This is a genomic window from Streptomyces sp. NPDC007088 (assembly GCF_042869355.1).
Classification (GTDB): domain Bacteria; phylum Actinomycetota; class Actinomycetes; order Streptomycetales; family Streptomycetaceae; genus Streptomyces.
In genome coordinates, this window is record NZ_JBIAFO010000010.1 from 129,356 (window position 1) to 141,530 (window position 12,175).

The 12,175-nt window shown below is 69.2% G+C and carries 14 protein-coding genes; 2 read left to right on the forward strand and 12 right to left on the reverse strand.

What is annotated here, in order from left to right; translation table 11 throughout:
- Positions 1-104: 104 nt before the first annotated feature.
- From ACFYMP_RS17820 to ACFYMP_RS17865, 10 genes are all read right to left on the reverse strand, one after another.
- Positions 105-929 carry a hypothetical protein gene (locus ACFYMP_RS17820; protein ID WP_388857825.1) on the reverse strand — a complete coding sequence of 275 codons (825 nt, stop codon included), beginning with the start codon at positions 927-929 and terminating at the stop codon, positions 105-107.
- A 216-nt stretch (positions 930-1,145) separates the two neighbouring features.
- On the reverse strand, positions 1,146-2,996 hold the full coding sequence (locus ACFYMP_RS17825; protein WP_388857828.1) for a glycoside hydrolase family 15 protein: 1,851 nt from the start codon (positions 2,994-2,996) through the stop codon (positions 1,146-1,148).
- Positions 2,997-3,237: 241 nt separating this feature from the next.
- Positions 3,238-4,473, reverse strand: coding sequence for a cytochrome P450 (locus ACFYMP_RS17830; RefSeq protein ID WP_388857831.1), 1,236 nt, complete (start codon positions 4,471-4,473; stop codon positions 3,238-3,240).
- A 34-nt stretch (positions 4,474-4,507) separates the two neighbouring features.
- Positions 4,508-5,689: a cytochrome P450 gene (locus tag ACFYMP_RS17835; RefSeq protein ID WP_388857833.1), complete on the reverse strand. Its 1,182-nt coding sequence runs from the start codon at positions 5,687-5,689 to the stop codon at positions 4,508-4,510.
- 53 nt (positions 5,690-5,742) lie between these two features.
- Positions 5,743-6,342, reverse strand: coding sequence for an ATP/GTP-binding protein (locus ACFYMP_RS17840; protein WP_388857836.1), 600 nt, complete (start codon positions 6,340-6,342; stop codon positions 5,743-5,745).
- Positions 6,320-6,685 (reverse strand): DUF742 domain-containing protein, encoded by a 366-nt coding sequence (locus ACFYMP_RS17845; protein WP_388857839.1) that lies wholly within the window; start codon positions 6,683-6,685, stop codon positions 6,320-6,322. The genes ACFYMP_RS17840 and ACFYMP_RS17845 overlap by 23 nt, the downstream gene beginning before the upstream one ends.
- Positions 6,682-7,098, reverse strand: a complete 417-nt coding sequence (locus ACFYMP_RS17850) for a roadblock/LC7 domain-containing protein (protein WP_388857842.1) — start codon at positions 7,096-7,098, stop codon at positions 6,682-6,684. Before ACFYMP_RS17850 ends, ACFYMP_RS17845 begins: the two co-directional genes overlap by 4 nt.
- Entirely contained in the window at positions 7,092-8,390 is a 1,299-nt protein-coding gene (locus tag ACFYMP_RS17855; RefSeq protein WP_388857845.1) for an ATP-binding protein, read from the reverse strand. The genes ACFYMP_RS17850 and ACFYMP_RS17855 overlap by 7 nt, the downstream gene beginning before the upstream one ends.
- Positions 8,390-8,935 carry a hypothetical protein gene (locus ACFYMP_RS17860; protein WP_388857848.1) on the reverse strand — a complete coding sequence of 182 codons (546 nt, stop codon included), beginning with the start codon at positions 8,933-8,935 and terminating at the stop codon, positions 8,390-8,392. Before ACFYMP_RS17860 ends, ACFYMP_RS17855 begins: the two co-directional genes overlap by 1 nt.
- A gap of 55 nt (positions 8,936-8,990) precedes the next feature.
- Positions 8,991-9,191, reverse strand: a complete 201-nt coding sequence (locus tag ACFYMP_RS17865) for a DUF5999 family protein (protein ID WP_388858335.1) — start codon at positions 9,189-9,191, stop codon at positions 8,991-8,993.
- 120 nt (positions 9,192-9,311) lie between these two features.
- Between ACFYMP_RS17865 and ACFYMP_RS17870 the strand changes: the two genes are divergently transcribed.
- Positions 9,312-9,446 carry a hypothetical protein gene (locus tag ACFYMP_RS17870; RefSeq protein WP_388858353.1) on the forward strand — a complete coding sequence of 45 codons (135 nt, stop codon included), beginning with the start codon at positions 9,312-9,314 and terminating at the stop codon, positions 9,444-9,446.
- A 104-nt stretch (positions 9,447-9,550) separates the two neighbouring features.
- On the opposite strand, the gene ACFYMP_RS17875 is transcribed toward ACFYMP_RS17870, so the two are convergent.
- Both ACFYMP_RS17875 and ACFYMP_RS17880 read right to left on the reverse strand, forming a co-directional pair.
- The gene (locus ACFYMP_RS17875) at positions 9,551-10,018 is read right to left on the reverse strand and encodes an ATP-binding protein (protein ID WP_388857851.1); all 468 of its coding nucleotides are present in this window, start codon (positions 10,016-10,018) and stop codon (positions 9,551-9,553) included.
- A gap of 220 nt (positions 10,019-10,238) precedes the next feature.
- Positions 10,239-10,742 (reverse strand): hypothetical protein, encoded by a 504-nt coding sequence (locus ACFYMP_RS17880; RefSeq protein ID WP_388857854.1) that lies wholly within the window; start codon positions 10,740-10,742, stop codon positions 10,239-10,241.
- Positions 10,743-11,177: 435 nt separating this feature from the next.
- Between ACFYMP_RS17880 and ACFYMP_RS17885 the strand changes: the two genes are divergently transcribed.
- On the forward strand, positions 11,178-12,011 hold the full coding sequence (locus tag ACFYMP_RS17885; protein WP_388857857.1) for a helix-turn-helix domain-containing protein: 834 nt from the start codon (positions 11,178-11,180) through the stop codon (positions 12,009-12,011).
- The last annotated feature ends 164 nt before the right edge of the window (positions 12,012-12,175 follow it).

A 12,175-nucleotide genomic window follows, 5' to 3' on the forward strand; every position in this document is an offset into this window, starting at 1 on the left:
TGCGGACCCCCCGCAGCTGATCACCGCCAGTCCAAGCCCCTGCGCCAGCAGGCTCTTGCTGCTGGTGCTGCTGGTGCTGCTGGTGCTGGCGGATGTTGGGGCGTTCATGCGGTCTCCCGGAGGCGGGCGTCGAGCTGGTCGGCAAGGACGGCGAGGGGTAAGCGACGGCAGGGGTCGGGGTGGAGCGCGCCCTCCAGGACCTGTCCCAGAGGGCCCGGTAGTGGCCTGCGCCGGTGTCCGGCAGCGGTGGCCTGCCGGTAATGGAGGCGGGCGGCGGGGGTCATCGGATCGGGGGCGTCGGTGAGGGTGGTGCCGCCGGTCGCGGCGCGGTAGACGCTGGCCGCCCAGGCCCAGGTGTCGCTGGCCACCGTCGCCGGAGCGGCCCCTGCGAGTTCCGGCGACTCGTAGCGAGGATTCCCTCCAGGGAAGGAGAAGGAGAAGGTGGCCGAGGGGCTAAAGGGGAAGTCGCCGGCCGCGAGCGCGAGGTCGATCAGATGTGTAGTTCCGTCGGGTCCCTGCAGGGCGTGGTCGGGGGCGAAATCACGGTGGATCACGCCGCGGGCGTGCAGGGCATCCAGGGCGCGGGCCGCGCCGGCGGCAGCGGTGGCCAGCGCCTGCTCGCCATGGCAGGCAGCATCCTGCAGAGTGGTTCCGGCTCGCCAGGGACGAGCGCACCAGGTGCCGGTGGTCGTGCAGCCGTGCAGCACCGGTGCGTCGTCACCGAGGGCACGCAGGACCTCGGCCTCGCGGCGCGGCGCCCATCGGGTCCAGGCGGTCGTGTGGGTGTAGGCCCAGCCGCTCTTGATGGCCAGGACGCGGCCGTCGTCCAGGGTCGCCTGCCAGACCGCAGAAGCTTCCTGGACGTAGGCGAGGCGAGGTGGAGCTGCCAAGGACAGGCCGGTGTCCGGCAGTACCGGGTGGACGGGCATCGTCGTCGCTCTCCGTTGACATGAAGTAGGTGCGGGAAAGGGGCTCGGGTGAATTGGCCGTCGTCATGGGCGCACCGCCGCGGGCGCCGGGCGGCGGGCAGGCGCCGGGTGGTGATGCTGGAGCAGGGCCGGGGACACGAGTAGCGTCGTCCTCTTCTTCGGCGTTCAGGGGGGTGGGCGGCTGCCCGGTCCGGTGCTGGGCCGGGCAGCCGGTGTTCAGGCGGCGGTGTCCAGTCCGAGCGCTTCGTCACGGGCTGCGGTCTTCTCCCCGGAGGCCAGGCGCAGCGCGGCGGAGACCAGCGCGAAGTGGCTGAAGGCCTGCGGGAAGTTGCCGAGTTGGCGGTGGGCGACGCAGTCGTACTCCTCGGCGAGGAGCCCGACGTCGTTGGCGAGGGCGAGGAGTTTCTCGAAGAGCGCGGTCGCCTCGGCGGTCCGGCCGATCATCGTCAGGGCCTCGACCAGCCAGAAGGAGCAGGCGAGGAAGGCGCCCTCGTCGCCGGCCAGGCCGTCGGCGCCGGTCTCGTCTCCCGTCGTGCGGTAGCGCAGGATCAGACCGTCGTCGCCGGTGAACAGCTCGCGTTGGATCGCCTCGATGGTGCCGATGACCCGCTTGTCGTCCGGCGGGAGGAAGCCCACCAGGGGGATGAGCAGCAGGGAGGCGTCAAGTTCGGTGGAGCCGTAGGACTGGGTGAAGGTGTTGCGGACCGGGTCGTAGCCGCGGGCGCACACGTCGGCGTGGATGGCGTCGCGCAGCTTGCGCCACTTCTCGACCGGCCCGTCGGCGCGGCCGGCCTCGATGCGGCGGACCATCCGGTCCGCGGCGACCCAGCCCATGACCTTCGAGTGGACGTAGTGCCGCTCGGGGCCGCGGCCCTCCCAGATGCCCGCGTCCGGCAGGTGCCAGCGGGTCTCAACCTGGGTGAGCAGGGCGCTCTGGAGGGCGAAGGCGTCGTCGCAGGGGGCGAGGCCGGCCTCCTCGGCGAGGTGGAAGGCGTCGAGGACCTCGCCGAACACGTCGAGCTGCGGCTGGTGGGCGGCGCCGTTGCCGATGCGTACGGGCCAGGACCCCTCGTACCCGGGAAGGTGGGGCAGGGTGCTCTCGGGGAGGTCGCGTTCGCCCCTGATCGAGTACATGATCTGCACGGTGGCGGGGTCGCCGGCGACGGCGCGGGCGAGCCAGTCCCGCCAGGCGGCCGCCTCCTCCAGGTAGCCGCTGAGCGCCAGGACGCCCAGCGCGATCGCGGCGTCCCGAAGCCAGGTGTAGCGGTAATCCCAGTTCCGTACGCCGCTGATCTCCTCGGGGAGCGAGGTGGTGGGGGCGGCGACCATGCCGCCGGTGGGCACGTAGGTGAGCGCCTTGAGGACGATCAGCGAGCGGTGCACTGCCTCCTGGTAGGGGCCGGTGTACGTGCTGCGAGCGGACCAGTCGGACCAGAACGAGAGGGTGCTCTCCAGGGCGGCCGCGGGGTCGGGACGGGGCGGCGCGGGCAGGTGGGAGGGCTGCCAGGACAACGCGAGGACCTGCTGCTCCCCGGCCCGGGAGAGGAAGGCAGCCTCGATGTTCCCGTCCGCGTGCTCGCTCAGCGGTGTCGAGGCGTCTAGGTAGAGGGAGTCCGGCCCGGCGAGCGCCGCGTACCGGTCACCACCGAACTGGTGGGGGTGGCGCACCAGGCGGGGCGCGACCTTGCCGTAGGCGAAGCGGACCAGCATCTGCGAAGACATCTGCACCTCGCCGCGGACGCCGTAGACGATCCGGATCAGCTGGGGGGTGCCGCTGTCGGGCGCCCGCGTCGGCATGAAGTCCAGGACGCGGACCTGGCCGTCATGCGTGGTCCACGTCGTTTCCAGCACGAGGGTGCCCGGCAGGTACCGGCGCCGTACCTGGGCGTCGGGGGCAGTGGGGCACAGGTCCCACGAACCGTGCTCCGGGGTGCCGACCAGCGAGGCGAAAAGGGCGGGGGAGTCGAAGGCGGGCAAGCTCTGCCAGGTGACGGAGCCACGGCGGTGGATCAAAGCGGCGGTGTGCATGTCACCGACGAGAGCGTGGTCCTCGATGAGCGCGGTCATGAAGGGTCCGTCCAGGTAGACCGCCGGCCAAGAAGTGGCCGACGAAGTGCGGGTGCGGGTGGTCAGTGCGTCGGCGTCCTCAGGCGCCGTCCCGTTCGGCCAGCCACCAGCGATGGGGGGGCGAGCGTCACGTTCGCGCCCGCCTTGAGGTAGGTGGCGCCGGAGGGCCAGGCGGGCGCGGGTGAGGCCAACGCCGCTGTACCCGCTCGCGCGGATATCGCCCTGCGGTGTGGTGGACGGGCTACACGGTGAGACGTACGGGGAGGTGGGTGTGGCCGTTGGAGACGAGGCTGGGCAGGGGGCGGAGCTGGTCGGGTTCGACGGCCAGTCGTATCGAGGGGAAGCGGGCGAAGAGCGCGGGCAGGGCGATGCGGCCTTCGAGCCGTGCGAGCTCGGCACCCAGGCAGTAGTGGGCCCCGTGCCCGAAGGCGAGGTGCTCGCGGGCGGTGGTCCGGGTGATGTCGAACGCGTCGGCGCTCTCGCCGTGGTGCTGGGGGTCACGGCCGGCCGCCGCGTAGTTGATGATGAGCGCGTCGCCCGCCGCGAAGGCGAGACCGGTCTCCTGGTCGGTGATGTCGCGGGTGGGAAAGCGCATGAGGATACTGGCGATCGGCGCCTGGTGGCGCAGCGCTTCGTCCACGACCTGCTCCCAGGTCACCTGCCCGGAGGTGGCCAGGGCGAGCTGTTCGGGGTGGGCCAGGAGGTTGGTGATGGCCCAGTCCAGGAGGTTGACGGTGGTCTCGTGGCCTGCGCCGATCAGCAGGACGAAGCTGTCGGCCAGCTCCTTCTCGTTGAGCCGCCCTGCCGCGTGTGCTTGGACGAGGGAGGAGGTGACGTCGTCGCCGGGGTTCTCCCGCTTGTGCTGGATCAGAGCCTGGATGAGGGCGTAGACCTTCTCCTGCGTGGCTTGCGCCTCCTGCGAAGTGAGGTCTGTGGAGAACAGGGAGCCGACGGCGTCGCGGAAGGCGTCGTGCATGGTCTCCGGGACGCCGAGCATGGCGTTGACGACCAGCAGGGGGAGCCGCCAGGCGAGGTGCGCGCGGATGTCGACGACCTTCGTGGCGCCGTCGGCTTCGATGTCGTCGAGCAGGGTGTCGGTGATCTGCTCGATCTGCGGTGCGAGCGCGCGGACGCGGCGGGCGGTGAACGCTCCGGCCAGAGGGCGGCGCAGGCGGCTGTGCTCGTCCCCGTACGCGGACAGGGCGTTTCGCACGTCGACCCAGATCCGCCAGGGCCAGTCCTTCGGTATCTCGTCGTTGATGTAGGCCGGCCAGTGCCGGGAGGCGTCCTTGGAGACGTCAGGGCTGGCGAGCAGACGGCGGATGAGGCCCGGATCGGTGACGGACCAGGCCGGGATCTCGCCCGGCAGGAGCACACGGGCCGCAGGGCCGAGGGCGCGCAGCTCGGCGGCCTCCTGCTGGATGTTCGAGCCGGACGGGTCGAGGCGGTAGGGGCACCCGGTGGTCTGACTGGTCATGGAGGTCACTTTCCGTTGGAGGGGAGATCGCGGTTTAGAAGCGGACCGGCAGCGCAGTCAGGCCGGCCAGGAACGTGCCGGGGCGGTTTCGGAGATCGTGCTCGGCCACGGCGAGTTCGATGGTGGGGATCCGGTCGAGGAGGCACTCGATGGCGGTCTCCGCGATGATCCGGGCGAGGTCGGGGGCGGGGCAGGCGTGCACTCCGGCGGAGAAGGCCAGGTGTCCGCGGTTGCCGGTGCGCCCGCCCGGGGTCGCGACCACGAGGTCGGGGTCTCCGTTGGCGGCGGCGAAGGAGACCAGGATCGGGTAACCGCTCTGGAGGAAGACGCCTTCGAAGGTCTGGTGGCCCAGGGCGTAAAGCGGGGAGTAGTTCGGGACGGGCGGGTTGTCCCACAGCACTTCGTCGAGGGCGTCGGCGACGGGCCGGACACCGTCGTGAACGGTGCCGGCGAGCCGCGGGTCGGTGAGGATGCGGCGCAGGGCGTTGCCGATGTGGTTGCTGGTGGGGGGCGCGGCCGCACCGATGACGAGGAGGATCGTCTGGATCATTTCCGCGTCGGTGAGGCCGGCGGCGATCAGGTGCGTCGTGACGTCCCGGCCCGGATGACGTCGCTTGAGGCTGGTCAGTTCCAGGCAGGCGGCCTCCACCTCTGCGTTGGCCTGGGCGGCGTCCGATCCCGCGTCGAACAGACGTGTGAGGGCGTCGACGATGCGACCGCCGAGCTCCTGCGAGCAGCCGAACATGTCGACCACGGTCAGCATCGGAAGCGGATCGGAGTACTGGGCGATCAGGTCGGCGGTTTCGGCCTCGGAGAAGGCGCTGATGAGCTGATGGGCGATCTGGGCGACGGTGGCGGCCAGGGCGTGGGTGTTGACGCTGGCGAGGCTGGTGGTGATCGCGCGCCGCAGGCGGGTGTGCTGAGGGCCGTCCTTCCAGAGCGCGTTGTCCCGCGGCTGCATCATGGCCCGGGCGGGGCTGTCGGCCGGGACCTGGCCGCGGCGAAGGGCCTCCCAGTGGGCAGGGTCCTTCGCGAACCGGGTGGGCGTGTTGCGCAAGAGGTAGACCGCCGCCCGGTAGGTGACGGCCAGGTAACCGTAGACACCGGGCGAAATCTCGACCGGCACGATGGGCCCCTGGGCACGCAACCGGCGGTAGGTGGCGTGCGGATCGGCGGTGAAGGCGCCGCCGTGGATCGGCAGAGGGCCACTGCGCACAACGGGCTGCTCTGCGCGGGAGACGGGGCATGCGGGGGTGGGCTGGGGCTGGGTCATCGGGCGGCTTCCGGCGCGTAGGTGGTCAGCAGATGCTCGATCAGGGCAATCAGGGCTTGGCGCGAGCTGGATCGGTCCCGGGCGTCGCACGTCACCAGGGGGGTGCTGTCTTCGAGGGCCATGACCTCGCGAAGCCGCTGATCGGGAATGACAGGCGCGCCGTCGAAGGCGTTGACCGCCACGGTGTAAGGGAGTTGAAGGTCTTCAACGACCTGGAGGATGGGATAGGTATCGCCCAGCCGCCGGGTATCGACGAGCACGAGTGCGCCGAGCGCCCCCACCGCGAGGCCCTCCAGGACCTCGAAGAAGCGGGGCTGCCCGGGAGCTCCGAACAGGTAGAGCACCAGATCATCGCTGAGGTGCAGACGGCCGAAGTCCATCGCGACGGTGGTCGTGGTCTTGAGCGGCAGGTCGGTGCTGTCCACGTCGGCGCCCGCGGTGGTCATGATCTCTTCGGTGCTGACCGGCTCGATCTGGGAGAGGCCGTGCACCAAAGTGGTCTTGCCCGCGCCGAAGTGCCCGGCCACCAGTATCTTCGCGGTGCGCTCGTCCCCCCGCAGCTTCGGCGCGGGTTCAGAGTTTGTGTAGGCCGGCAAGGACGTCCTCCAGCAGCTTGCGAGTGGGATCGGCGGAATCGGTGATGCGTTGCCGGGTGGCGATGTGTCCGGACGTCATGAGGTCGGCCAGCAGGATGCGCAGCACGCTCACCGGCAGTCGCAGGGCCGCGCCGAGCTCGGCGACCGACTGCGCGCTGCTGGCCAGCCGTTCGAGGACGGCGTGCTGTTCGGGGTTGAGATGGGCACGGCTGAGGTGGCTGGCGGCGTCCGACAACGTGATCAGGGTGATGACGTCGAAGTGATTTCGGCTGGCGTGCGACCGGCCGGAGGTGACGACGTAGGTCCGCACCAGCGGGTCACCACCTCGCCGTGCCGGACTCATGCGGTTCCGGCCTGCGAGTGCCGGGGGGCGACGGCGAGTTCCGCACCCAGACGCTTCACCGTCAGCGCCATCTGGTGGGAGAAGGCGGCAACGTCCACGTCACGGCCGGCGGACGCGATGAGGAAGGACCCGCGCGCCGCGGCGATCGTGAAGAGGTACCCGTGCTGGTAGAGCGCCATGGTCTGCTCCCACGGCGAGCCGCCGGGCTCGACGAACTGTGCGCCGCTGCGGCTCAGGGACTGCATGCCCGACGCCATCGCCGCCATCCGGTCGGCGAGGTCTCGGTCGACGTACTGGGAGGTGGCCGTCATCAGGCCGTCCGCCGAGAGCAGGATGGCGTGCCGGGCTTCCGGGGCGGCGACCAGCTCGTCAAGGAGCCAGCCCAGGTCGGGGCGGACTTTGTGGTTCAGCATGTCGACTCCTCATCTGTGGTGTGGGTGCGTGCGGACGCGACGCCCTGGACGAACGCGGCGAGCGCCTGTCCGGCCTCGGGCGATACCGGCGCGGCCTGCTGACGCGCGGGGGCGGCCCGGCGTCCGAGGGCACGCTCCCGGACGGGAAGGCCGTCGGGAGCGATCGCGTACTGCGGCGGCTGGTGCGCTGCCGCCCCAGGACTGGGGGGCTGGTGGTGGGGCGTGGATGACTCCTGCCGCAGGGTCTCCGGGGGCGCGGTCAGCAGTGCGCGCGGCAGGTACAGGACCGCGCGCACTCCGCCGTGGACGGAGTGCTCCTCGTCGACGGAGGCACGAAATCCGTACCGCTTGGCCAGCGTGCCGACTCCGAAGTGGCCGAAGCTGGGCAGTGCGCCCAGTTCGGTCAATCGGGCCTCGCGCCGACCCGACAAACGCAGCTCAGCCTCTTCCCGCACCTCGGGCGGCATGCCCGCACCGGCGTCGTGGATCTGGATACTGATGCCGTGATGCGTTTCCAGGATGCTGACCTCTACCGGGGTACTGGGGGCGCTGTGCCGGGCAGCGTTGTCCAGCAGCTCGGCGACCGCCAGGACCACCGGCTCGACGTACCGGCCGGCGACGTAGTGGGCGGACTCCTTGGGTACCTGCACCCGCTGGTAGTCGCGGATCCTGGACACCCCGCCCCGGACCACATCGAGCAACGCGGCTCCGTCGCGCTGGCGGCCGGGCCACATCCCGGTCAGAACCCCGAGGATCTGCAGACGCCGCGCCAGCTGGCTGCCAGTGTGGTCGATGGGCTGAACCAGCTCGAGGACCTTCTCGTCATGCTCCGTGGCCAGCAGCTGCGTGATAGCGCCCTGCTGCTCATAGACCAGGGCCTGGACAGAGCGGGTGACAGCCAGCACCGCGGAACGAGCAGCTTCCTCCGCGCGGTCCCCCGCTCCCTCGGCGAGCACTCGCACCTGCTGCAGCACCGATTGGTGAGCGTGATCGGTGGGAGTCCCGACCAGTGTCGAATGCCGCAGCTCTCCCTCGGCATGCCCGTCGCTGCTCCCGAGCAGGACGGCTTGGACGAGTGCGGGAAGCCGGGCCTCAGCCAAGTGGCGGGCCTCGGCGTCCCTGACCGCCACCTGACCTTTCATGGTACTGAGCAACTGATCCGCCTGCCGGAGGTCGCGTTCCTGCGCACCCAGTGCGCGCCGCAACCGTGCAGCGACGACAGACACCGCGATGGTGGACGCCACGCCGACCGGGGCGACGTACAGGGCGGCAGCCTGTATGAGAGAAGACATCAAATCCCCACGAAGCTTGTGGCGGCCGAGACCCTCTGTGGATGCTCGGGCGGCGCGAGAAACGGCTCGTGCTGCACGGTGAAAGTGCTCGGAAGGTCCGAACCGCCGATCGCGTGGGGCCCGTGGCCCAGTCGGGAGCTGTCACGCATCTGGGATCGCGCCAGGCTGAGGCGGTGATGGAAGGTCATCGGATCGGTGGTCGAATAGGCCCGGGGTTGGGGCGGCATGACCCAGAAACGGTCGTGGCACATCGACGGAGGGCCCTGTCGTGAACACCGCAGTGTCAGACCTGTGTCGCACACCGAGTGCGAGGCCCTCCACAACGAGGCGGCACCGGAGTCGACCGGAACGAGCAGTCGGCGGTGGGTGATGCAGCACAGCAGCGGCCCGACCCGGTTCTCGAAATCGATCATCGCGTCGAGCGCGGCCATGCCAAGTCCCATGCTGACGTGGACGACATCGCTCTCGCGCGGGAGCATCGCAGGCAGCGGAATCTCGCTGAATTGCAGCCGCCATGGGTGTCGGGGGCTCAGTATGGGAGTCATCGGATCTCCGGTCAGGACGGTTTTTCTGTCAGGGGTGGGACCGCTTCGCGAGCGGCTAGGGAAGCGGTCGGCGGGGAGGGCCGCACTCGCCGTCCGGCTTGAGGTATCCCGTGTCGTCGAACAGCACGATGCCGTTGCACAAGCGGCTGTAGCCGATCTCCGGGCATTGAAGGACTACGCGAGCGGTCTGGGAGTCCGGGGCCGCGGCGGATGGGCACTCAGGCTGGTGGATGCACACGAGGCCGGCCTCACACATGGCGGTGAGGAGCCCCCTCACGGCACTCGCGGCGCTGCGAACGTGATCAGCGCCCTGTACCAGGCCGTCAGGCAAGGCACGGGCGATCAGCGCCCCCGACGTTCGCAGAACCTCGCTCACGTGGGCTGTCAACGGTGTGGGACCGCGTGCGCCCGCATCCTGGCCGAGCTGGCCGTGATGCTCACGCAGCCTGTCCAGCAGGTCGTGAGCGTCCTGGACCGTGGCGGGAACGGCGGCGCTCTGATCGAGCACTAGAGCGACGGTCTCCATGGCGGCCGACGCTGCCGAACGCCCGCAGGGCGGCGACATATGAGCCGGGGTACGCCGGGAGATGCTGGCGCGGACGAGTTCAGTGAGGCTCATGCCGCCCCCCTCCCTGCTGGAGGCGTACAGGCCATCTCCATCCAGACCGTCTTTCCTACGCCCTCCGACGGCGGCCTTACACCCCAGCAGTCCGCGAAGACGGCCACGATGAGCAGACCGCGGCCGCCCGTCTCCTCGCCCAAGGCATCGCGTACATGAGGCTGGGCGGCGGAGGGGTCCTCCACGCTCAGCCTGATCCGGCGCCCGTCACAGATCGCTGTCACGGTGATCGTGCCCTTGGGAGAGTCACGGCACCCGTGCACCACTGCGTTGGCCATGAGCTCGTGAGCGCTGAGGACAAAATCGTCGGCGATATGCCCGAGCCCCGCCTGGTGGAGCTGCTTTTCCAGGTCGTGCCGGACAGGGCCAATCGCCTCGCGGTCCGCCGGCAGATCGGCAGCGAACGCGAAGGGGCGAGGCTCGGCCGCCGGGGGATTGAAGACGACACGTTGGGGAGAAGCCACGGCGCATGCTCCTTGGTCTGCTTCCCCGCGCGGCCACGGGGGAATCGACGTCCTTCGCGTCAGGTGGCGCACGTTCGGCTCCTTCTCTCGACCCACGGATGGATCGGTTTCGGACACACCGCCAGCTCGTATGCGCGAGGTGGCCAGATTCCCCGCCCGGAAAGCGCGTTGGAGGAATAGCGACTCCACGAGACAACCGCGTCCGCGAGGCGCTGCGTGCTCACAAGCGTTCCCTGATCCTGGGCGTTACAGGGGACATGCGTGAGCCGATACCCTCTGGCCAGACGAGCATCAGCAGCGCGGGCCTCCCGCCGATCCACTGGACGACGGCTTCGTATTGGTTGTCCGAAGGGCTGATCACGTCTCGGTTCATGACCGCGATGCCGTCGACGAAGCCGAGTTGCAGCAGGCGGCACGCCTCTAGCCAGCCCGGCCGGTCGTTCGGGTCGTTGGCTCCGTACGAGTCAGTTACGTAGTAGCCGACCGCGCCCTTCACGTCTTCGACGCACTTGCGCAGGGTACTCAGATCCTCGTCGGCGCTGCCGTTCTTGCAGTTCACCGCGTACGTGACGTAGCGCGTCTGACGCCGGTTCTCCGGGTTCGGCAGAGTGGACTGCCACTCCCGGTTGTTGGAGACCCGCAACCGCTGCAGGTACAGGCCGCGGTTCGAGGCCGTCCTGAGCGTCGGCTGCCATTCGCGCTGGCGTTGGTTGCCGAGGTCCATCCACGCCGTGTCAGGCGTCGGCATTGTGCGGGATGACATGGGGGTCTCCATCCGAGCCGGGAGTGGACCGCCGCTCGTGGCAGGGCGAAGGTCCACCGGGAGAGTCGGAGCCTGGCCCACCCGAGCACAGTCGGTGTTGGTCAGTCTCCGTGGCGTAACCACCGTCCCCCATGCGACAGTTGCATTGCAACCCCAAGTGAAAAATTCAGATGAGCTGGCATATGCCAGCACAACGGAAGCTTTGCAAGGAGGGCTCCAGGTGCGAGACTCAGGGCCTGAGTCCGATCCCAGCGGACTCTCCGCCAAGTTGGGGGGGCTCTCCGCCAGTCCGGGGGGACTCTCGACTGATTGCACTGGACTCGGGCAGGCCCGGGTGGACTCGTAGAAGCAGGAGGCAAGGACTTGGCGGCCCCTACAGGACCCACTGTCAGGCGCGTGCAGCTCGGCCGAGAGCTGGAGCGGTTGCGCAAGCAGGCCGGCATCACGAACTTGAAGGATGCCGTCAAAGGACTCGACGTATCCGACTCCCAGCTGTATCGGGTCGAGCGAGGCACCTCGGCCTTTCGTAAAGCCGCGGACCTCGTCGCGCTGCTCCAGCGCTACGGCATCACCGATACAGACGACGTGACATTTCTGGTCGACATTCACCGCGACAGCTTGAACCGTGGCTGGTGGTCGATCTACTCCCGGACCATGCCGTCGGGCCTCGCGATGTACGTCGGCCTGGAGGACGGCGCCAAAACTATTCGAGCATGGCAGCCGGACGTGATCTTCGGTCTGTTCCAGACCAAGGACTACGCCCGCGCAATCTTCGAGGCCGGGAAGACGGTCGAGGAGCGCACAACAGAATTCGTGGAGAAGGGGATCTCTCTGCGCATGGAACGTCAGGAGATCCTAACCCGGGATAATCCGGTCGAGATGCGCGCTCTCCTCGATGAGGCTGCGCTCCGTCGAGTCCGAGGCAGCCGCGACATCATGCGCAAGCAGATCGAGCGGCTGGCAGAGCTGTCCACGCTCGACAACGTAACCCTGCAGGTGGTCCCGCAGGGCACCCCCACGTATCGGTTCTCCTACGATTTCTCGCTCATGGAGTTCGCCGATCCGATTCCGACCGTCGTTCAAATGGATATGGCCGACGGCGGGTCCAGCCTCACGGACAAGGACACTGAGGTCTGGACATACTCCCGCAGGTTCGACGCCCTGCGGGATGGCGCTCTCCCGGTTGCGGAGACGCCGCAGTTCCTGCAACGACTAGCCCGAGAGATCTAACAAGGAGGGCTCCAGGTGCGAGACTCAGGGCTCGTTCCGGAATCCAGCGGACTCTCCGCCAAGTTGGGGGGCTCTCCGCCAGTCCGGGGGGACTCTCGACTGATTGCACTGGACTCGGGCAGGCCCGGGTGGACTCGTAGAAGCAGGAGGCAAGGACTTGGCGG

Coding starts and splice junctions, on each gene's coding strand:
- ACFYMP_RS17820 (WP_388857825.1), bottom strand. CDS start 929: ATGCCCGTCCACCCGGTACTGCCGGACACCGGCCTGTCCTTGGCAGCT.
- ACFYMP_RS17825 (WP_388857828.1), bottom strand. CDS start 2,996: ATGACCGCGCTCATCGAGGACCACGCTCTCGTCGGTGACATGCACACC.
- ACFYMP_RS17830 (WP_388857831.1), bottom strand. CDS start 4,473: ATGACCAGTCAGACCACCGGGTGCCCCTACCGCCTCGACCCGTCCGGC.
- ACFYMP_RS17845 (WP_388857839.1), bottom strand. CDS start 6,685: ATGAGTCCGGCACGGCGAGGTGGTGACCCGCTGGTGCGGACCTACGTC.
- ACFYMP_RS17850 (WP_388857842.1), bottom strand. CDS start 7,098: ATGCTGAACCACAAAGTCCGCCCCGACCTGGGCTGGCTCCTTGACGAG.
- ACFYMP_RS17855 (WP_388857845.1), bottom strand. CDS start 8,390: ATGTCTTCTCTCATACAGGCTGCCGCCCTGTACGTCGCCCCGGTCGGC.
- ACFYMP_RS17860 (WP_388857848.1), bottom strand. CDS start 8,935: ATGACTCCCATACTGAGCCCCCGACACCCATGGCGGCTGCAATTCAGC.
- ACFYMP_RS17865 (WP_388858335.1), bottom strand. CDS start 9,191: ATGTGTGAGGCCGGCCTCGTGTGCATCCACCAGCCTGAGTGCCCATCC.
- ACFYMP_RS17880 (WP_388857854.1), bottom strand. CDS start 10,742: ATGGACCTCGGCAACCAACGCCAGCGCGAATGGCAGCCGACGCTCAGG.